14 protein-coding genes are annotated in these 21279 nt (G+C 44.2%); 6 read left to right on the top strand and 8 right to left on the bottom strand.

What is annotated here, in order from left to right:
* Positions 1-59: 59 nt before the first annotated feature.
* The 6 genes from G5B43_RS10060 to G5B43_RS10035 form a co-directional block, all read right to left on the bottom strand.
* On the bottom strand, positions 60-935 hold the full coding sequence (locus G5B43_RS10060) for a menaquinone biosynthesis family protein (RefSeq protein ID WP_165294614.1): 876 nt from the start codon (positions 933-935) through the stop codon (positions 60-62).
* Positions 936-1022: 87 nt separating this feature from the next.
* Entirely contained in the window at positions 1023-2909 is a 1887-nt protein-coding gene (locus G5B43_RS10055; RefSeq protein ID WP_165294613.1) for a heparinase II/III family protein, read from the bottom strand.
* Between the two features lie 33 nt (positions 2910-2942).
* The gene (locus G5B43_RS10050; RefSeq protein WP_165294612.1) at positions 2943-4487 is read right to left on the bottom strand and encodes a family 43 glycosylhydrolase; all 1545 of its coding nucleotides are present in this window, start codon (positions 4485-4487) and stop codon (positions 2943-2945) included.
* Positions 4488-4524: 37 nt separating this feature from the next.
* Positions 4525-6255: a RagB/SusD family nutrient uptake outer membrane protein gene (locus G5B43_RS10045; protein ID WP_165294611.1), complete on the bottom strand. Its 1731-nt coding sequence runs from the start codon at positions 6253-6255 to the stop codon at positions 4525-4527.
* A gap of 29 nt (positions 6256-6284) precedes the next feature.
* Positions 6285-9407, bottom strand: coding sequence for a SusC/RagA family TonB-linked outer membrane protein (locus tag G5B43_RS10040; RefSeq protein WP_165294610.1), 3123 nt, complete (start codon positions 9405-9407; stop codon positions 6285-6287).
* Positions 9408-9435: 28 nt separating this feature from the next.
* Entirely contained in the window at positions 9436-11040 is a 1605-nt protein-coding gene (locus G5B43_RS10035) for a hypothetical protein (RefSeq protein WP_165294609.1), read from the bottom strand.
* A 361-nt stretch (positions 11041-11401) separates the two neighbouring features.
* On the opposite strand from G5B43_RS10035, the gene G5B43_RS10030 reads away from it, so the two are divergent.
* Both G5B43_RS10030 and G5B43_RS10025 read left to right on the top strand, forming a co-directional pair.
* A complete protein-coding gene (locus G5B43_RS10030) occupies positions 11402-12580 on the top strand; it encodes a glycoside hydrolase family 88 protein (RefSeq protein ID WP_165294608.1) in 1179 nt (392 codons plus the stop codon).
* A 31-nt stretch (positions 12581-12611) separates the two neighbouring features.
* Positions 12612-16727, top strand: coding sequence for a hybrid sensor histidine kinase/response regulator transcription factor (locus tag G5B43_RS10025; RefSeq protein WP_165294607.1), 4116 nt, complete (start codon positions 12612-12614; stop codon positions 16725-16727).
* On the opposite strand, the gene G5B43_RS10020 is transcribed toward G5B43_RS10025, so the two are convergent.
* Positions 16718-16990, bottom strand: coding sequence for a hypothetical protein (locus G5B43_RS10020; RefSeq protein WP_165294606.1), 273 nt, complete (start codon positions 16988-16990; stop codon positions 16718-16720). The two genes, G5B43_RS10025 and G5B43_RS10020, sit on opposite strands and share 10 nt — an antisense overlap.
* A complete protein-coding gene (gene surE, locus G5B43_RS10015; protein ID WP_165294605.1) occupies positions 16980-17768 on the bottom strand; it encodes a 5'/3'-nucleotidase SurE in 789 nt (262 codons plus the stop codon). The genes G5B43_RS10020 and surE overlap by 11 nt, the downstream gene beginning before the upstream one ends.
* 71 nt (positions 17769-17839) lie before the next feature.
* On the opposite strand from surE, the gene G5B43_RS10010 reads away from it, so the two are divergent.
* The 4 genes from G5B43_RS10010 (at position 17840) to G5B43_RS09995 (ending at position 21193) form a co-directional block, all read left to right on the top strand.
* Positions 17840-18271, top strand: a complete 432-nt coding sequence (locus G5B43_RS10010) for a Dabb family protein (protein ID WP_165294604.1) — start codon at positions 17840-17842, stop codon at positions 18269-18271.
* Positions 18272-18350: 79 nt separating this feature from the next.
* Positions 18351-19202: a 5-dehydro-4-deoxy-D-glucuronate isomerase gene (gene kduI, locus G5B43_RS10005; protein WP_165294603.1), complete on the top strand. Its 852-nt coding sequence runs from the start codon at positions 18351-18353 to the stop codon at positions 19200-19202.
* A 9-nt stretch (positions 19203-19211) separates the two neighbouring features.
* On the top strand, positions 19212-20339 hold the full coding sequence (locus tag G5B43_RS10000; protein WP_165294602.1) for a DUF4861 family protein: 1128 nt from the start codon (positions 19212-19214) through the stop codon (positions 20337-20339).
* An 83-nt stretch (positions 20340-20422) separates the two neighbouring features.
* Positions 20423-21193, top strand: coding sequence for an SDR family oxidoreductase (locus G5B43_RS09995; protein ID WP_165294601.1), 771 nt, complete (start codon positions 20423-20425; stop codon positions 21191-21193).
* The last annotated feature ends 86 nt before the right edge of the window (positions 21194-21279 follow it).

Below are 21279 nucleotides of genomic sequence, written 5' to 3'. Positions count from 1 at the left end.
GATTCCAGTTTATTTTTTTGTAAAACCTGTGTTGTTCTACAACTTATATGATCTTCTTTCTAAACCGTTAAAAACAGTCTTTTATCCAAAGCCGGAATAAGCTTTAACTCCTGTGCTTTATCAAACATGTGTTGAATTGCCGTTCGTCCCTTTCCTCCCAAATCTTCCGAATACTTATTGACATACAATTCAATATGCTTATACATCACATCTTCTTCCATTTCCTGCGCATGTGAACGGATATAATCCAACCCCGATTTCGGATTTTCAAAGGCAAACTGCACACTCTCACGAACCAATCGGTTGATTTTTAACTTAAGTTCCTCATCCAAACTACGCTTAACTACAATTCCCCCCAACGGTATCGGATTGTTGGTCGTTTGTTCCCAGAAATCGCCCAGATCTACTACTTTATGTAGCCCTTTCGCTTGATAGGTAAACCTGTTTTCGTGGATGATCAGCCCTAAATCTATCGTTTCGCCCAACAGAGATTCTTCGATGTCGGAGAACACCAACTCTACTTTGCTTCCTAAGTTCGGGAATGCCAAACCTAATAGAAAATTGGCCGTTGTATATTTTCCCGGAATACCGATTTTTAATCCGCTTTCCGCTGTATTTAGCTGCTCCTTTTTTTCCAGCACTTTTTTTAACCGTGCCGCTAACGCTGGGTCTTTCGCGATGAGCAGCGGCCCCACACCGGAACCTAATGCACTCCCCGAGTCTAGCAACTCATAGTCGTTTACCGCGTATGCAAAAGCGTGGTAACTCAGTTTGGTAATATCCAATTCCCCTTGAAAAGCTTTTTGATTCAAGGTTTCCACATCTTGATACTGCACCTCAAATTCTAGTCCCCCGGTGTCGATTTTATGATGGATTAAGGCATCAAAAATAAAGGTATCGTTAGGGCAGGGCGAAAAGCCTAGAGTAAGTTTCATATTCATATTGTCGCTCACCACAAAGGTAGGGTTTATTTTGTAGGCCGCAAAAGCCCCTCAACAGAAACAGGGCTTTGGCATCCCTCGTTATTGTAGTTTCAAGCTTACCGTAAATTTAGCCGGAGTACGATCCGGTATTGCTGCATCGAAGCCCAGCATCACCGTCCCTTTATTTTGCTGATTGTAATCTCCATATTTATAATCGCCAAATTCACAACGATATTCTTTCGGGTCTTCCGATGGACGTATAACCAGCTTGAAAGGTAGATCGGATTCAAACGTCACCAACATCGTTTTCCCTTTCTGCGAAAGCTTGATGGTCTGCTTGTCAATAATTTCTGCTTTAGCGGGTGTTACCATATTCCAACGCAAATCAACCGCCTTTTCATTGGTTTCGATAAAATCCTCGATTTTCAAAAAAGATTCGTCGACCACAACGGCTTTCCGAGTGGCTTTCTTCAGTTCATTGTTTAGGTTCAATGCCGGCGTTAAATCCACCATAGCTCCTAGTTCTCTACCTTCCTCATAGGTTTCGATAATTTCTGATTTTCCTTCTATATTATGCCGTTGATTATTAATCGTTAGGGTGTTGTGGTTAAGATTGTTGTATCGAAAGATATCCCAACGTTGCGAGTTTTGACTCATGTTCCAGAGGTCCACACCCTCAGACTCCAACGTGATATAGCTCTGCAGACCAAAATCCATTGCCCAACGGAGATTCCCCACATCATACACAAAGGTACCTTGGTCCATGTGTCCATGGGGATCACCGGCTTTCCCTCCCTTAATGCCAAGATACTTCCCTTGGCCATCCTGCCAGTTCGTGCGAACAATAGATATAGGCGTCATGCCATGCCCCGTATAGGTATTTCCACTAGGGGGCTTAATTTCCGATAACGTTAAATTTTTCCCAAACACTAACGCATTAGGCAAGAAGCGGTGTTCGTCCGAATTGATCTTTTTGGTGTATCCACCTTTTCTGATCAGTGGTATTTCCTGATAAATTAACGCCGGATCTTGTTCTTTTTCCGCAAACCAGAACAAAGCAGAGGACGGCGCTACGGCGCGACCTCCGTCGTAGTAGTTGAAATAATAGCCGGAGGGGCCAACAGCGTAGAGCATATAATGTGCGGAGGCCATAAAGCCGGGCGCTTCGGATAGCCCCAAGTCTGACCCTAAGGCGCTTTCCAAAGCAGCGAAAAACATGACCTGAAAGGTGGTCCCATAATTCCAGTAACCCGGACCTTCGGGATAGTTTCCATCCGGCGCGTATGTTTCCAACGGCAACTTGCTAGATTCCAGTGCCCGCTCAATAATAGCCGTAGCCTGTTCTTGTTCGTCTTCAAAAATAGCCAACGCAGCGTATACCAGCCCCCCGTTACAAACCGGATTCCAGTTATTATGTCGTGTTAAAAACGAATTATCCCCCGATACATACGATGGCTTAAAAGCTTTCTCTACAATGGCCTCCCGAACCAACTTACGTGTATCGTCTTGCAAATCATCATAAAGCCAATCATAAGCGATGGCTACTCCCATAGCCATCTCCCCAACATCGAGAAAATGGGATGGATTCCAAGATTTGAATGCAGACACCGCTTTGAGTTCTTCCTCTGCCCGCCGGAGATAACGGGTGTTGCCAGTCATCCGGTAACTATATGATAAGTAGTACAAACGGGTAAGTGCAAGGCGCGATACGGCTAGCAAACGTTTTCCTTGTTTTTTGAATACAAGCGTCGGTTCATCAAGCAGTTCGTCACAAACCTGTCGAATGTACGCATCGATTCGTTGAAATTCGGGATTTCGCTGCAAGGAAGCACGGATAGCTTCTTCCTCTCCTTGTTTCAGCAAAAGCCTTGGATGGTCAACCATCTTCTCATAGTGGTATGATAAACTCGTTTTATCCTGCGCATAACCCAAAACAGAGTAAGTCGAAAGGCACGTTATCAACAGAAACTTCACGGTATGGAACATAGATTTACTTTTTTGTTTGCAATATACGGTTCTTTAGTTAAGTACAGCGTTGAATACAGGCGCATATGTCGCACGCGAAGGTGATCCCCCTTCGACATACGGCCAACCATCCTGATCCCATTTTATTTGATCGAGCATCAGCACTCGACCGGAAGGGTCGCTGGTGCGCACACCGTGATACAATATCCAATCTTTACCAGCATCATCCTGAACAATCTGCGAACAATGTCCATTGCCCACGAAGGAATCATTTCTATCAATAACTAAGGTTCGCCCGTTGTTCATCATATTAAAGCCACTTCGGTTGTAGTAGGGACCGGCGAGGCTAGTGGAACGTCCCACCACCAGCTGATAGGTGCTGTTGATACCGGCACAGCAAGAACCAATAGAAGCAAACATATAGTAGTAGCCATCTTTTTTGTGGATATACACCCCCTCGAAATAAGTGCCAGCCACCTGTTGTTTTTCCGCACCCTCTTTTACCGAGAGACCATCCTCGCTCATTTCAATCAAGTAAATGCCGCGGAAGCTTCCCCACATCATGTAATTCCGCCCATTATCTTCAATAAAACATGGATCGATAGAGTTTTGCACACCGACCTCATTGCTTCGGAATAACGGCCCATGATCGGTAAATGGACCCGTTGGATTACTAGCTGTAGCTACACCAATGCCGCAGCTCCACTCGCCACCCCATACAGACATGGAGTAGTATAGCACATACTTTCCGTTGATATAGCGGGCATCGGGAGCCCAAAGTCCCCCATTCGGTTCGAACGTAGGGCGAGTAGCATCGGTAAATGCTGTACCTACCCGCTCCCAGTTGACTAAATCACTGGACTTCATGATCGGGGTATTGCGGATATCCTCCGTCGCATATAAATAAAAGAATCCATCTTCCGCTTTGATCAGCGTCGGATCGGGTAGACTCTGCGCCACCACCGGGTTACTATACAGGTTATCCAGGTAGGAGAAACGTCTAACATTCGATTGATTAGGCCCGACATCCACGCGCACGTCCATGGCGATGCTTTCGCCAAGCTGCGGTGACAACGCCCGAACCAGTGTATCCGTCACCAAAAGAAGATCGGCTGTATCGCCATCAAAGGTCACGGTAGTATTTTCTTCCAAATTCCCAAATCCCGAGCCCATGATATCGACTGGATCACCGATATAGGCACGGGTTAGCGAATCAATAGATGGCTGCGTAAAGCCGAACGTGAAATAGTATTGATTGGATTGTTCTTCGCCAACCTCCAATTTTATCTTTGCATAACCAGCTTCCGTTTGCGCAGGGACGATCGCCTCAATCCTGCCTGGGGAATAATTTACAATCTCTGCGGCTTGGTCGCCAAACATGACCTTGATCTTCGAGCGGTCATCCCCAAAGTTTACACCGGAGATGATCACGTGGTTACCGGGGAGTGCCGTTCGTGGAACGACCGCCCTTATTCCGGGTTTACTGCTGTCACCAACGCTCAAGTCATCTATCTTTTTGTCAGAACAGCCCAAAAACAGCAGCGAGATAAATAAGGATCCCACGCCGTTTAATACTGATTTTTTTATCTTTTTATCCATCTTTTCCAACTTCTGGTTTACGATAAATCAATTTTTGTTACCATGGAAAACGTTGATCCAGTTCCGTATTAATCGTTACTTCCTGCAATGGGTAGGGCAGCAACATGTGTCGGCTACGATCAAACGTAAGCCCTGGTTCGCGATAAGTCTGGTGAAAGGCATCAGTTTCCACATAGAACGAATTAAAGCGGATCGCTTCGTCGAGTTGGTCGAGCTTTTCTCTCAATAAATTCCAGCGCACCAAATCCTGCTTGCGTAACCCCTCAAAGCACAGCTCCCGAAGGCGTTCATCAACCAATTCACTAAAGAAAGCATCATGCTGCGTACTTCCGATATACGGTTCCAGACCTGCCCGTTCCCGTACAATATTCAAGCTATTCACCGCTTCTGGCGATGCATCTGCGCTTCCGAACCGACCGCCGATGATGGCCTCCGCATGCATAAGCAGCACGTCCGAATAGCGCAATAATGGGAAGTTAATACTCGTATAATTTGGATCGGTCGCCGAGCCCGGAACGTTGTTCAAAATAACATAAGGAGCGTCTATAATGCTTCGCTGCGTACGCAACTCCTCCATATCCGTGGGTTCCCACCTCCTATACTTACCGATCGCAAACTCTTGATGCAACGGGCGGTCAAAAATATAGCTCATCGTATAGCGTTGATTGGCCGAAGAGTAATTGTTGCGGTACCCTGCGATATTCCAGGCCATTCGGGTATCCTCAACCGAGTAGCGATTATACAGTGCAACCGATGCGTTCACATTGGCGAAACCTCGGGGAATATCGGATGTCCCTACGAACTCTACTCCATTGATATTACCCATCCGTCCGTGCACATTTAATCCCATTTCGATCAAGTTACCAAAGGACACCTCATAAAGTGATTCGCGCAAATCGTACCGATTTTGCAGGTAATTCATGAAATGCTTACGATAGCTCTGCGGATCGGTAGCGTAAGGCACGATATGGTGCCAGCCATCTTGGATAATAACCTCGCATTGTTGCCGGGCTTTCTCAAAATATTGCTGGGGATTGTCAAAATAACAATCTGCTTCATTTTCCGACAAATAGGGCTGGAAGCCGCCCATGCGCAAATACAGCCTAGCTAACATGCCATGTGCTGCCATTTTATTGGGTTCGCCCGGAACATAGTCGGGACTATTGGCATGAAGCAGATGCTCCGCAGCAAACAGATAATCGCGTTCCACCTGTTGGTAAACCTCCAACACGGTAGAAGGAGCCACGTGATTATCATCCTGATTAGAACTCGGCTTTAGGCGCATAGGCACTGGACCAAACCAATTCGCCAAGTTAAAATAAGCGAATGCGCGCATAAAACGTGCTTTCGCTAGATAGCGGTTGGTTTGTTCCTCGGAAAACATCTCCGGATCTAAGTTCTTTTCCAGCTGGTTCACCAAGTTGATCATGCTGTAGAAGTGTAGCCATATATTCTGCACCTCATCACTGGAAGAGGTATACGCGTATCGGGCCGCTCCCCAGTTGGCAGCAGAAGAGTTCGTATACATCTCGTCCGTACCGCTTTCCAGCACCACATTAAACTTATAGCCATACATATCATCGTTGGCCATCCCGCTGTAAATCCCGGCAAGTGCCATTTCCACTTCCGATGCGGAAGAATAGAATGTCTCGTCCCGCCACGTCGATAGCGGGTCTAAGTCAAGGAATTTCTTGCATCCAGCGCTTATACATGCTGTTAGCAAAGCCATCATGGCTACGACCACTCGAAATCTTTTTGTATTCATCATTTCCTAATTTTATACCGTTTTATAATCGATTAAAAAGAAAGTTCCAGTCCGGCCGATATCGTCATGCTCTGCGGATAAGCAGAGTAATCCAAGCCGGGGGTTAACGCCCCAAACCTTCCTACAGACACATCGGGGTCATAACCCTCATACTTTGTCAAGGTTAGTAAGTTCTGCGCGGAGAGCGATATCCGACATCGCTTCATACGTACGCGCGATATCAAGTCCTCGGGAAGATTATAACCGAAGGAAACCGTCTTTAGCTTGAGGTAGGAACCGTCCTGTATATGTCTGGAATCCAACTTGTAACCGAAGGGTGTTAACAAGTTTGTACCGTCGAACCGCATGCCGCCGATCTCCGTATCCGGATTTGTCGGTGTCCAGAAATTCGTCAGTGACTTTAGTCCATTTCTGCTAGTCTGGTATATATTTCCATATTCCGCCTGGTTTCCATTCAACAGGTCGAATCCGTAAGCCCATTGCAATAGAAACTGAAAATCAAAAGACTTATACTGGAAATTATTGAACAACCCACCGGTATGTTTTGGATGTGGGTTACCGATAATCGTCCTGTCTTCCTGACTAATCATTCCGTCACCATTTACATCCTTAAACCGTACCATTCCCGGCTTAGTGACACTCATATGCGTCGGGATTCCCTCTTTAAGGGTATATGTTCCATTTTGGAAGCTGAAATCGTCCACCTGATAAAGTCCATCGAATACGAAGCCGTACATCATCCCTACTGGCTGGCCGACTTCCGTAATATACTGATATTCCGTCTGCATGAACTGCACATCCCATTGTGGATCGGTACGAATCTCATGCTGACCACTATTCAACTGTATCGTTTTGGTCCGGTTGAAGGAAATATTAAAATTGGTGCTCCAAGTGAAATTGGCATTCCGAATGTTCTGAGACTCTAATGTAAATTCTATCCCTCTATTGGAAACCTCGCCTACGTTTTGTTGAACACGTGCAAAGCCGGTGCTTGGCGCCATATCGGCCGCCAGCAACAAATCTACCGTGTTCTTCTGGTAAACATCTACCGTCAAATTATACCGTCGGAGGAGCTGTAGATCCAATCCAATATTCGTTTGTTCCGTTTTTTCCCAGCGCAGGTCTGGCACCGCCATATTGCTTTGAAAGGCACCTGGAACATAGCCTTGATTGGCGCCCAGTATATAGCCACTATTCGAGTTGACACTAAACAGATTGTATGCCACGAAATCCCCCACACGGTTATTTCCCGTAGCTCCCCATCCACCGCGAAGCTTAAGATCGGTGATTGCTTCAATCGGTTTGATGAAAGGTTCCTCCGAAAGCCGCCACGCGAGCGAAAATGAGGGGAAATAGCCCCAGCGGTTGGCTGTGCGAAACTTAGAAGAGCCGTCTGTACGCATCGTTGCTGTCAGTAAATATTTATTGTCGTAGGTGTAGTTGACCCTTCCGAAGACCGAAAACAATGAATTTCTGGAATAGTCCGTACCGGCAATGGTTGACGCGGTCGCAATCCCAAGATTATATATACCAAACTCATCGGTAGGCAGGTTGGTGTTCTGTAGGCTATTGAACTTTGATGTATTGTACTGCGCCTCGAGTCCAGCCAATACGCCGTAATTGTGTTTACCAATTTGGTCTTTATATCGCAATGTATTGGAGGTTGACAACACATCCCAGCGATTGTTCGTCAACGAACCGTTGATTCCCCGACTGGTACGGGTTGCTTCATAAGAGTCCCGTTTATGGAAAGTCGTCGTTTCCCGGAGACTCGCTCGATAATTACCCATCATGCTCAGCGTCAATTTTTTCGTTATATTATAATTGAAACCAAGGGTACCCCCCAATACATCGTCGAGCCGAAAGCGATCTGTACTCTGCATTCTGCGAACGGGATTTAGAAGATAAGGGTCAGTATCTTCTACGCCGGCCTCATCACTATCTGTCCAGTTGATCGGTGTCAAGGGGCGGAAGGATATTGCATCACGGATGATACTGTGTCTTGAATTTCCAGACGCTATCTGTCCATCGTGGTTGTTCCGACTATACTCGAACTGCACATTTGCCTCGAAATTAGGCGCGATTTTGTGTGTGAATTTCAGTCGGTTGTTGATTTTCCGGAAATTCGTCTCAATCAATGTTCCTTGTTGATTCACGAAGTTTCCGCTATACAAGAACGTCGTTTTGCTGTTGCCTCCGCGCAAAGAAAGCGACTGGTTCGTCGAGTTAGTCGAACGGAATATCTCGTCTTGCCAATTGATTCCCTCTACACCGCGATACAATTCCGGATCTACATATCGCCGGTTAAAAAGCTCTACATTGGTTCCTGGTACATAATTGTCGTTGGCGTAAGCCAATTTTTGCTGGTAAACGACGTACTCGTAGGGAGTCATCACATCCAGGCGAGTAGGAATATGCTCAAACCAAGCCGAAGACCGGATGTCGACATCCGTACGTCCGTCGTTATTCCCGCCGTAGGTATTGATCACGACGACCCCGTTTGCACCCCGCGAGCCGTAGATAGCGGTCGCGGAAGCGTCTTTCAGGATATCAAAACTCTTAATATCCCGCGTATTGATGGTACCCGGATCAAACCCTTCCAAAGGTACGCCGTCCACCACGTAAAGCGGAGAGTTGTCACCGGTTATGGAGTTTCCGCCCCGGATCACGATCTGTAAAGGTGCCCCAGGTGTCCCGTCCTGTGAAGTCACCTGTACACCCGCCACCCGACCGGCTAACGCCTGATCAAAGTTGGCTGCAGGCGCTTCCGCAAGTTGCTTGGTGTTGACACTAGCTACCGAACCCGTTAGATCCTCCTTTCGGACCACATCGTAGCCTATCACCACTTCCTCCAGCTTCACATCTTCCACCTCTAACACCATGTCGATCTGCTGCCGACCGAGGACAGCCTGTTCTTCTCGGCGAAATCCGAGGGAAGAAAAAATCAACACCGCATCGGATGGTACGTTATTAATGACATACGTCCCCTGCTCTGTCGTGGTTGATCCGCCTGTTTTTCCTTTTATAGAAACACTGACGCCTCCGATCGGTGTTCCATTTGCCTCTCTTACTGTCCCTTTCACACTTTGCTGCGCCTGTGCGGAGAAAGCGGAAAGGACACTGATAATTAGTATAATAAATAGGTTATTCCTCATATTTTATTAATTAGTATATCCAATAACTCTAGTTTTCTGGTTCTACCGCTCTGTAGTGGAAGTCCGAAAGGAAGAAAATTCCCCCTCGTCCTGGTGCGGATGCGTTGTTCAACAATTCTCCTTCGAAATAAGAAGCTATTTTAAACGCTACAGTAAAGGTTGTAGAAACCTGTTCCACAGGAATAGCATAGGTACATTTCACCCACTTACCGTAAAAGGTACCCAGCTCCGGTCGTTTACGATCATCCGGATCGGGCCCTGCTTGATTGCCCGGATAAGGTGTGCCGATAAACGCTGGCCCCCAAGGCGCTCCAGCTGAATTACTGCCCGCCGTACCTTCGGAACGTTGACAACGCATCACGTCGTTAACCTGTGTCCAGGTACCATTCAACCAGTTGCCATTGGCGTCTTGAATGGTGCCGCCGGTATAGTCTGTCGAAATATACACTTCCATGTCTGCGGGCGTCCGCCCGTCTGCCATATAAGTTTGAAAGTGCGGCATATAATAATAGTCAAAGGATAAGTCGTAGCCATATTCAAAAGGCGTTAAGTCCTGCGTGGTGGTAACCATCCAGCTTGTAGTCGGTGTGGTGACCCCCGAACCGTTGTGTAGTTGATTTTCAAGTATCGTCTGCGTGGTGTTCTGCTGTGGTCGTTCAGGCGGTGCTATAAACGCCCGGCCTGAGCTATTATCAATTTCACCCCAGATATCATCACCAACACCGGGTTGGATAACCTGTACCGAGAAACCGTCACCTCCGGTAGGATACGATCCGGAAGTCCGCAACGTAGGATAGAAGAAATAAATGGTTTCTCGTGGCATAACTTCCGGTCGGTCGGTAATGATGGTAGTCAATTTCCCGTCGAATAAGACCTCTTCGTCAGTAATGTTACTAACAACGCGCACGACGGGCGTCAATGTATCGTAACCCGAGTAGGCGTAACCTGGCGAGAGGGAAACCTCTCCCGTTTTACCATCGATGACCAGCTTGTCTTCTTCTGTTGCCAGCTCATAGGTCACATCCGGATTGGCACTGGGCAGAAGCGGAGCGGAGGTTTTACTATCCGTTTGGCCATATACCAAATTTTGATTTTTCGGCGTATAAACAAGATTTGTCGGCAATAGTGGCCCCACGTTCAAATGAAATGCTTTCTTAAATACCGCTTCGTACTTGGTAGTACCATCCTGCGTCGTTACTTTAATATCAAAATAGTAGTCGCCCGCGGTAAAAGTGTGTCCCGCAGCTACCGTGATTATACCATTGCTCGCTGTGTTCTCCGAAGCAAAAAAAGTAAGTGGGTTTCCATATTCATCCACATAACCTGCATCTGGACTAATGGGAATATCCACCGTATGGCTCTCGCCAATATGCACGTATTGCAGGTAGGAATCATCCAAAGATGAGCCGTCGCTCCTTGAAATACCCATCAGCTCAAACGTCGGTGTCAGCCCTCCGGTCTGTACTGTAGGTGGGGCCGTCACAATCTGGCCACCCTCCCGGGCATTGCCAACACTTACATACCGTAGATCGTAGGGAGCTCCAGGTGGGTTGGTTTTAAAATCGTCCTTACAAGAAAAGGAGACTACCACCCAACAGCAGAGCAGGAATAAAAGCCGTGTCTTATTTTTCATGATCGTATCGTTTATAAAAGCTAGCATATACACAACATGCTTCTTTTGGTTTTATAATTGTTTTTAAATAATGGTTTTAATAACTGCGTGTTGCAAATATCTAAAAACAATCCGCACAGCAAAGGGGGTAAAGTGTCTAAATTAAGGGGGTATTTTAAACCCTGGACATTTAACACCTTTCATTCAGACGATTACCCCCCTACCGCTCCAGTTAAAATTTCTTTAATTTGTTTGTCGCTAACAATTTGGTAAGACTAATGAGAAGAAATCAAATCAAACCTTTTCGTTCAGATCGGATGGACGATCTTTAAACGACATATTAGCTGAACAAACACATCGCTTTAAATAAATATACAACAGAATGAAGATAATCAAGTCAACCTTACTTTTATGCTCCTTGACGTTTTTTAGCTGCCAGATAGACGATAGCAGCAAAGCATTACTGGATAGAGGTGAAAAACAGCTTTCAGCGCTGCGCGACGTAGCGCTCCAAGAGAACAAGAATCCTAGAACCTTGACGAAGGACGGCCATATTCATTGGATACAATCTTCTTATGACTGGACCGAAGGGTTTTGGCCGGGTACTTGTTGGATGCTATACGAGGTCTCCAATGACAAAAAATGGAAGGAGGCAGCCGAAGCTTCACAGCAGTTATTTGAAAGACATAAAGATCTGACCACAGATCATGATTTGGGCTTCATTTTTAACAACTCATATGGAAAAGCTTATAGAATAACGAAGGAAGAGCGATATAAACGAGTATTGATTGACGCTGCCAACGCATTATCCACCCGCTTCAACGATACGGTGGGGTGCATACAGAGTTGGGACGTAGATCAGGGCTGGCAATCCGAGAGAGGTTGGACGTTTCCGGTCATCATTGACAATTTGATGAATCTGGAGATGTTATTTGAAGCAAGTAATATCACGGGCGATAGTAGCTATAGAAACGTAGCTATTGCACATGCCAATACAACCATGACGAACCATTTTAGGCCCGACGGCAGCTCTTTCCATGTTGTAGACTACGACCCGGAAACAGGTAAGGTGGCTCATAAAGTAACAGCACAGGGTTATTCGGATGAAAGTGCATGGGCGCGAGGACAAGCTTGGGCCTTATACGGATACACTATGTGTTATCGTTATACAAAGGATGGAAAATATCTTGATTTTGCAGAGAAAATAGCGGCTTTTATTCTGAATCATCCTAACTATCCCGAAGATGGTGTTCCCTATTGGGATTTTGATGCTCCCAACATCCCAAATGAAATCAGAGATGCTTCAGCCGGTGCCATTATCGCTTCTGCATTGTTGGAACTGAGCAAATATACAGATGATAAATATCTCTCATCTGCCCAGCATATTCTTGACTCTTTGTCAAGTGACACGTATACCGCAAAGAGCGGAGAGAACGGAAATTTTATTTTAAAACACAGCGTCGGAAGTATACCTCATGGAAACGAAATAGACGTTCCATTAAATTATGCTGATTACTATTATATAGAAGCACTGATTCGCCTTAGGGAAAGAGGGCTATAATGCTTAAATTTGACTCATAACTGTGTTTCGAATGAACATTTATTTCTTTTCTTTTGCACTTTTTTGGGGGACATTTTTTCAGACGGCATATGCACAAAAACTAAATACTATACCGGAGGATCTAAAATTCCAGCATTTCACTTCTGTAAATGGCTTGTCGCAAAGATCTGTAGCAGAGATTATACAGGATAAGAAAGGATATATCTGGTTCGGAACGCGAGATGGCTTAAACAAATTCGATGGTGAAAAATTTGTGGTCTATCGACACAATACAGCAGATAGTACTAGTCTAAGCAACAGCAATATACACGCTATATATGAAGATCAGGACGGGAATCTTTGGGTAGGTACCGAAGGGGGTTTAAACAAATACAATCCTATTTCTGACAACTTCATTCGTTACACATTCGCGGATTCCCCGAATGCCGTGGCGGATAACGTGATACGCGGGATTATACAGGTAAGCAACCGTATACTATGGGTCGCCACCGAAAACGGTATTATCCAACTAAATATAAAGACAAATGAGGTCAAAAAAATTCAAAAAAAACATGGAAAATCTAATTCACTGAGTGACAATAACCTACGATCCTTCCTAAAGGACAACGAGGGTAATATCTGGATTTGTAACACCAAATATATTGATGTGTACAACAGGGAGAAAGGCTTTTTTAAACGAATACACTATCCACAGAAAGCTGACAATAGTCGTATACATCTCAATGATCTACCTACCTTATTTATCGATAAAAAAAACACGCTTTGGCTTGGTTATGAGCAAGGTCTTGCAATGTACGACCGTTCCACCGAAAGTTTCATAGACTTCGAATTTCAGCATAAAAAAGCTGTTACATCATCCACACGTACGTTATGTGAAGATCATTTTGGAAATCTTTGGATAGGGAGCTATTCGGGGCTTTATATTTTAAGCAACGACCGCCAGAAATTAAAGCATATTGTACACGATCCGGACAATTTCACGAGTTTAAGCCAAAACTCGATTTATAGAATTATCCGTGATTCCCGCGGCGACATGTGGATTGGAACATGGGCGGATGGTGTCAACTATTATAACCAGGATAATGGTGCTTTTAAAAGCATCTATTCGGGCAATACCGATAACAAATTAAACTACAAAGTCGTTAGCGGGATAACAGAAGACGCCGAGGGAAACCTATGGATAGGTACGGAGGGAGGTGGATTAAACTTTTACGACAGACGCACACATAAATTCACCTACTACAACCATAACCCACATGACCCAAACAGCCTGAGTGCCAATAATATCAAATCAGTTCTAATAGACCGCAATGGCAATATCTGGATTGGAATACACGATGGTGGACTAAACTTTCTAAATCCCAGACAAAAACCCTTTAAATTTCAAAAAATAGATTTTCCTCAGAACCAAAATATCTCCTTAAAAGCCTATAAAGTTCTAACACTTTTTGAAGACTATAACGGAAATATATGGATCGGGACTCTTACGGGAGGTTTGATTTTTTACGATACACATAAAAAAACGCTTTCTAAAATCGACAAAGATATTAAAACCGTCATGAGTATCGCCCAGACCCACAATCCAAATGTCTTACTTATTGGCGGAAACAATGGCCTGGAAACCATTCATATTGAAACAAAGCAAAAACAGCGCATACAAGTCAAGGAAGTAGCCCAAACCGAGCCGCCGCTCTATGTAAATAGCATATTCGTAGCTCCAACCGGCTATTATTGGATCGGAACAGAAGGGCAAGGCTTGTATATATACAACCCTAAAAGAAAAACAACAAAATCTTATAGTACAAAAGACGGTTTACCAAATGATATTATTTATGGTATCCTACCCGACGACAACGGTAAGATCTGGATAAGTACCAATAACGGTCTTAGCCAAATAGAAACAGCATCCAACTCGATAAGAAACTATAACCAATCCGACGGGCTCCAGGGCAACGAATTTAATTATGGTTCTTTTTTTAAGACAAGTAAAAAAGAACTGTTCTTTGGTGGAACAAATGGGCTGACTTATTTCAATCCAAAGGACCTTCGAAGAAATACCTTCGTTCCACCTATTGATATCACCAATATCGACGTAAATAATACTTATTTCACTAAAATCACCGATTCCATTACCTCGATTACATTAACATACAATGAAAATAATTTCAGTATCGATTTTACCTCGCTTAGTTATATGCGTCCTGAGAAAAACGAATTTGCATATAAATTGGAAGGAAATGACGACAACTGGAATTACATAGGCAATCAGCGACGCGCCGTATACACCAATATTCAACAAGGGGAATACATTTTTAAAGTGATCGGCGCGAACAACGATGGAATCTGGAATGAGCGAGGGGCAACACTTCACATTCGTGTACTCCCTCCCCCATGGGAAACCTGGTGGGCGTATTTACTTTATTTCCTCGCGTGTAGCGGCCTGTTTCTTTACATCCGAAAATTGACACTTCTTCGTATAAAAGAGCGAAAAGAAAAAGAGCGAGCAGAAGAGACCAACCAATTAAAGCTGCAGCTGTTCACCGACATATCCCACGATTTCCGAACACCGCTGACATTAATTATTGGCCCGCTCGAAAAGATGGTTCACAAGAAGCTGGGCGACTCTCACATCAAACAGCAACATGACATTATGTTGAAAAACGCGAAGATGCTATTACAGTTGGTCAATCAGATATTGGATTTTAGAAAAAGTGAATCCGGAAAGCTTACCTTACAAGCTACAAAAAATAATATTATACCTTTTATAAAGGATGTAAAAAGCTCCTTTGATGAACTTGCAGATAAAAAAAACATCCAATATCGGTTCATCACGCGCCATGATCATATTCCCGTCTGGTTCGATAAGGCTAAGCTGAAAAACATGTTGTTTAACCTATTGTCGAATGCCTTCAAATTCAGTCATGACGACAGCGATATAACGATATATGTTTCTACTACCTCAAAGAAAGTGAATGGTAAGCTTGTGAATTATGTAAAAATTAGTGTCCTTAATTTCGGGCCAGTTATCTCCAAAGAAGATCTTCCGCTCATTTTTGAGCAGTTTTACCAGCTTCCTTACAAACAAAAGAATCTCGGATCCGGTATAGGACTTTCCCTGACCAAGCGACTCGTGGAGCTTCATCGGGGCAAGATCATCGTCAACAGCTCTGAAACCAAGGGTACACGTTTTAGTATCTTATTAAAGTTGGGAAACGAACATCTGGAAAAAAATGAATGTATAGAAGAATCAGCTATCTTCGAAAGATACGAAGAAGACTTCCAATACGTGGATGTAGGAGAAGATCAACTTGACCTACAGCAAGAGATAGGTATAGACACAGAACCTTCGTCCGACACCCATTTTGTGGAAAGCCGACAAAATCTTCTCATTGTGGAAGACAACATCGATCTTCAAAAGTTCATTCAAGAAATATTCAAGGACAAATACCGTGTTTTCACCGCCGAAAACGGAGAAGATGCTATTGCGATCGCTCATCAAGAGGCTATTGATCTGGTCATCAGCGACGTACAGATGCCCGTTATGGACGGTTTTGAACTCTGTCTGCGCATGAAAACGACGCTGATCAGCAGTCATATCCCCGTGATATTATTAACGGCGAAAACGTCTCCCATCCATCAGGAGAAAGGCTATCGTACAGGGGCAGATGCCTATATTACCAAACCGTTTAATGCAGAAATTTTAGAGCTTAGGGTCGACAATTTATTAAAAACAAGAGCCAATCTCGTCCGCAAATTTAAACAAGATACCATCTTGGAGCCTAAAAAGCTGACGTTATCTTCCCCAGACGAACTCTTTTTGGAAAAAGCCATTTCAGTTGTTGAACAACACATAAGCGATCCCGATTTCAACGTTGGCACATTCATCAATCAGATGAACATGAGTCGCACGGTTATTTATACCAAACTCAAAGCACTTACGGGTCAGAATCTTTCTACTTTTATACGGCTCATCCGGCTTAAGAAGGCAAGCAGACTGATTACCGAAACACAAATGAACGTGTCGCAGGTGGCCTACGAAGTCGGTTTCAACGACCTGAAGTATTTTAGGGCGAGTTTTAAGGAATTGTATAAAATGACGCCCTCGGAATACAAAAAACAATACCAAAAGAGAAAACATCAGGAATAGGAAAACACCATCTCCCGCATAAATACAATCAGGACAATCATCGCTAAAAATGTAGCCAACACCACGCCATTACCTGTAGCTTCTTTTTCGTTACGGTATAAGAAACGAACCGAAATAAGATTTATGGTAGCAGCAATTACATACAAAGCGATAGGCTTTTGTATAAATAAAGACGTTTGAATGGTCGTAAAGATTGTTGCTAAATGAGCTAGCAACGGAAAAACAACCCCTAATGCCGCTCCTACCCAAAAGTTATTTTTCATTTTTCATATCAAAACTCCAAGAATTTAATTCCGTGATGGTATGATGCGCGGTCATATCAAACTGCGTTGGCACAATGGAAACATAGCCATTACTCAAAGCATAAGCGTCGGTATCCTCCCCCCTATCTAATAATTGAAATTTACCCGTCATCCAAAAATATTCTCTGTCATATGGATCCAGACGTTCGTCAAACTCCTCGAACCATTTTGCGGTAGCTTGTCGGCATATTTTAATCCCTCTCAATTCCTTGCTGATATGCGGAAAATTTACATTTAATAACGTAGCCTTTTGCAGTCCATTATCCAAAACCTGCTGCGCAATAGTCCGCACGTACGGCCTGCAATGGGAAAAGTCGGCGTGATGGGAAAAATCATCCAACGAGAAACCAATCGATGGAATGTCCTCTATAGCTCCCTCAACGGCGGCAGACATTGTTCCCGAATATAGCACATTGATAGAATAATTCAGTCCGTGGTTGATACCCGATACACATAGATCCGGCTTTTTGCCTTTAAAAATTTTATTTACCGCAAGCTTGACACAATCCACGGGTGTTCCGGAGCATTTATACATTTCTACCCCTTCATATAAATCGATTTTATCCAAACGAAGCGGCTTGCCAATGGTAATCGCATGTCCCATTCCTGATTGGGGGCTATCCGGGGCGACCACCACGACATTGCCTATTTTCTGCATCTCCTCGAGCAGTACCTTGATACCGGGAGCCGTAATACCATCATCGTTGACGACTAAAATCGTCGGTTTCCTTTTCGCCATAATGCGAATTTAGGAAAAAGAAACTCTTCTTTATCATCTGATTTTATTTGTATCTTCCTCAAAAATATATTATGGAAAGAAGAAATTTTTTAAAATCGGCTGCTGTCGCAGGTTTAACAGGGACTTTACTCACATCATGCACCTCGGAACCAGCAGTACAGCAAGCAGAAAAAGCATCCTCGCATCTCGGTAGCGGTATCATTCTACACAGTGTATATTTTTGGTTAAAAGAAGATATTTCCGAGGAGGAAGAACAAGACTTTTTAAATTTTTTTGAAGAGCTTCGTAAGGTCCCCGGCGTGCAAACATTGCAATATGGGAAACCGGCGCCCACCAATCCACGGCCGGTCGTAGACAACTCATTTCAATACAATCTGTTGGTTACCTTCCAAAACATGGAGGACATCAACACGTATGAAACGCATCCCAAGCATACCGCTGCGGCAGAAAAATACAGTAAATATTGGACAAAAGTAGAGGTTAGGGATACGATCATTACGTAAACGTTTCCGAAGATACTCTTCATTCAATACACTTTAACTCTTATCTTAGAACATTTATCAGTTTAATCATTATAATATTATGGCAAAGCACACTGTCTTCGAGAGTCGATACGCGATTAGTCCCAATGAAACGAAAACATTGGATACCCAAGGACTTCGCGAAAACTTTCTGATCGAAACCGTTTTCGCACCGAACAAAATCCATTTTGTATATACTCACTACGACCGTTATATGGCTGGAGGCGCCATGCCTGTTGACGGGCGCTTACAACTGGAGACGATAGACGATCTTTTAAAGGAGCCCCATTTTCTTTCCAGACGCGAGTTAGGCGTTATCAATGTCGGTGGAGAAGGGAAGGTAGAGGTAGATGGTATCGTGTACGAAATTGGACACAAGGAAGCTTTATATGTAGGAAAAGGTGCAAAAGAGGTCTTTTTCAGCAGTAATGAAACCGCTAATCCAGCGAAGTTCTATCTGAATTCTACGCCAGCACATCACAGCTATCCAACAAAGCGTGTGACCAAAGCCGAAGCAAACAAGATAGAACTCGGCGCGATGGAAACGGCAAATCACCGCGTTATCAACCAGATGTTACTACACAAAGTACTCGATACCTGTCAATTGCAAATGGGCATGACGGAACTGCAACCAGGTTCCGTTTGGAACACGATGCCATCGCATACACATGATCGCCGTATGGAAGTATACTTCTATTTCGATCTACCAGAAGATCAAGCTGTTTCCCATTTTATGGGACCGATTGACGAAACCCGCCATATCTGGATGAAAAACGAGCAGGCAGTTATATCCCCACCATGGTCTATCCATTCGGGTGCTGGAACCAGTAATTATACATTTATTTGGGGAATGGCTGGTGAAAACCTGGACTATGACGATATGGACAAGTGTGCTATAACAGATCTAAAATAAGTTAACATCATGCAGAAAATAACTTGGCTTATCCTTGCTTGTGCCTTATTGGGCGCAAGCTGTGCCGAGCAACAAAAAGGTATCGTGGTAAGTAATCCAACAGATATAGCACGTGAAGAGCTTATCAGTATTCCCTATGCAGAATTTACGGCGCATTTTGATGTAGATTCTATCTTTTCGGTTAGATTGGCGGATTCCGAAGCAGAACTTCCATATCAGCTTGAAAAAAAAGGAAACTCCGTACCCGAAAACATCTTAATTTTAGTTCCTGTAGACGCGAAAGGCGAGGTTACGCTAACTATAACAAAACAAGATTCAGAACCGAAGTTCAAAGCGAAAACCTATGCTCGTTTTGTGCCGGAGCGTTTTGATGATTTCGCTTGGGAAAATAATGTGCTTGCTTTCCGTATGTATGGGAAAGCTTTAGAAGGCCGACCAGACGATGCCCAGGGAACCGATGTATGGGCAAAGCGCACCGAAGAGCTAGTCATTGATAAATGGTACAAGGAAAACGATTACCACACTGATCATGGTGAGGGACTAGACTATTATTCTGTGGGGCAAACGCTGGGCGCAGGAGATATTGCTCCCTACTTTGATAACAAGATACACTTCACCAAGCACTATCGGAAATATCAGATCCTCGATAACGGGCCGCTTCGCACCGCATTCGTACTTAGCTTTGATCCCCAGGAGCTAAATGGTCAAACAATCTCTTTAACAAAAACAATATCCCTTGACGCAGGAGAATACTTTAATAAAGTGGTTGTGAATCTTAAAAACCAACAGTCGAAAAGCACACCGATCGTTGTTGGGCTGGCGAGACGCGGTGAAAGTGAACCGCAATACGATTATAGCGAATCAAATCGCAGCCTAGCTTATTGGGAGCCGGATGTTCAAGGACATGGTCACACCGGGACTGCACTGATATTGGCAGAAAACCAACCTACCTTTATCGATAATGACAGCACACAATTTTTGTTAAGCGCTGAAGTTGAACAAAATCGCCCTTTTATATACTATAATGGTGCTTCCTGGAACAAAGCAGGACAGATAACTTCTGCCGATGAATGGAAAAATTTTGTCGAAAAACAAGTGGAAAAAATAAATAATCCGCTGACTGTCCGGCTCAAGTAGTTGGGATAAGGACTAAGGACAAGGCGGACACCTCTCCAACCGAGGGAAAAATAACGAGTTACGAACAACAAAATCACAAAAAAATGTCTGTTTTAAATACATTTGATTTATCCGGAAAAGTAGCCTTGATTACAGGCTGCAAACGCGGAATTGGAAAAGCGCTAGCGGAGGCGCTGGCTGAGGCTGGCGCTGATGTTATCGGTGTTTCTGCGACGCTAGAGTTGGCAAACTCAAAAGTCGCCCAATCTGTGGAAGCCATTGGACGCAAATTCTATGCTTATCAATGTGACTTCTCCAATCGCGAATCGCTTTATCAATTTATTGCCGAGGTCAAGAAAGACCACCCGGTTATTGATATTCTGTTTAACAACGCTGGTAATATTCTCCGGAAACCTGCAGCAGAGCATCCAGACGAGTATTGGGATCAAATCATAGAAATCAACCAAAATGCACAGTTTGTGCTTACGCGGGAGATTGGAAAAGATATGATTGCACGCGGATCGGGTAAAATTATCTTTACTGCATCGCTATTGACGTTCCAAGGCGGTATAAATGTTCCGGGATACGCCGCATCCAAAGGTGCGATAGGCTCCTTGACAAAGGCTTTTGCTAATGAATGGGCGTCTAAAGGTGTTAACGTCAATGCTATCGCTCCCGGTTATATCGCTACAGATAATACAGAAGCTTTACGCGACGATCCAGAGCGTTCCGCTTCTATCTTGGGTCGTATCCCTGCCGGACGTTGGGGTGAACCGGAAGACTTTAAAGGACCAGCCGTATTCCTGGCTTCCAAAGCTTCGGATTATGTGCACGGTACTATCTTAACCGTCGATGGTGGCTGGATGGGAAGATAAGTTCTTGCCTTAAACAAGAGAAATGGTGCGACAACGCAACATATTCGCACCATTTCTTGTCATTATAACAACGTTTTCCCGAAATC

This window comes from Sphingobacterium sp. SGR-19, assembly GCF_011043555.1.
GTDB lineage: Bacteria > Bacteroidota > Bacteroidia > Sphingobacteriales > Sphingobacteriaceae > Sphingobacterium.
The sequence above is the reverse complement of the archived record's forward strand: the minus strand, read 5'-3'. Positions and strand labels throughout refer to the sequence as shown.

What these genes read in the sequence shown, in the direction of transcription:
- G5B43_RS10060 (WP_165294614.1), bottom strand. Translation starts at nt 935, where the DNA reads ATGAAACTTACTCTAGGCTTTTCGCCCTGCCCTAACGATACCTTTATT.
- G5B43_RS10055 (WP_165294613.1), bottom strand. Translation starts at nt 2,909, where the DNA reads ATGTTCCATACCGTGAAGTTTCTGTTGATAACGTGCCTTTCGACTTAC.
- G5B43_RS10050 (WP_165294612.1), bottom strand. Translation starts at nt 4,487, where the DNA reads ATGGATAAAAAGATAAAAAAATCAGTATTAAACGGCGTGGGATCCTTA.
- G5B43_RS10045 (WP_165294611.1), bottom strand. Translation starts at nt 6,255, where the DNA reads ATGATGAATACAAAAAGATTTCGAGTGGTCGTAGCCATGATGGCTTTG.
- G5B43_RS10040 (WP_165294610.1), bottom strand. Translation starts at nt 9,407, where the DNA reads ATGAGGAATAACCTATTTATTATACTAATTATCAGTGTCCTTTCCGCT.
- G5B43_RS10035 (WP_165294609.1), bottom strand. Translation starts at nt 11,040, where the DNA reads ATGAAAAATAAGACACGGCTTTTATTCCTGCTCTGCTGTTGGGTGGTA.
- G5B43_RS10030 (WP_165294608.1), top strand. Translation starts at nt 11,402, where the DNA reads ATGAAGATAATCAAGTCAACCTTACTTTTATGCTCCTTGACGTTTTTT.
- G5B43_RS10025 (WP_165294607.1), top strand. Translation starts at nt 12,612, where the DNA reads ATGAACATTTATTTCTTTTCTTTTGCACTTTTTTGGGGGACATTTTTT.
- G5B43_RS10020 (WP_165294606.1), bottom strand. Translation starts at nt 16,990, where the DNA reads ATGAAAAATAACTTTTGGGTAGGAGCGGCATTAGGGGTTGTTTTTCCG.
- surE (WP_165294605.1), bottom strand. Translation starts at nt 17,768, where the DNA reads ATGGCGAAAAGGAAACCGACGATTTTAGTCGTCAACGATGATGGTATT.
- G5B43_RS10010 (WP_165294604.1), top strand. Translation starts at nt 17,840, where the DNA reads ATGGAAAGAAGAAATTTTTTAAAATCGGCTGCTGTCGCAGGTTTAACA.
- kduI (WP_165294603.1), top strand. Translation starts at nt 18,351, where the DNA reads ATGGCAAAGCACACTGTCTTCGAGAGTCGATACGCGATTAGTCCCAAT.
- G5B43_RS10000 (WP_165294602.1), top strand. Translation starts at nt 19,212, where the DNA reads ATGCAGAAAATAACTTGGCTTATCCTTGCTTGTGCCTTATTGGGCGCA.
- G5B43_RS09995 (WP_165294601.1), top strand. Translation starts at nt 20,423, where the DNA reads ATGTCTGTTTTAAATACATTTGATTTATCCGGAAAAGTAGCCTTGATT.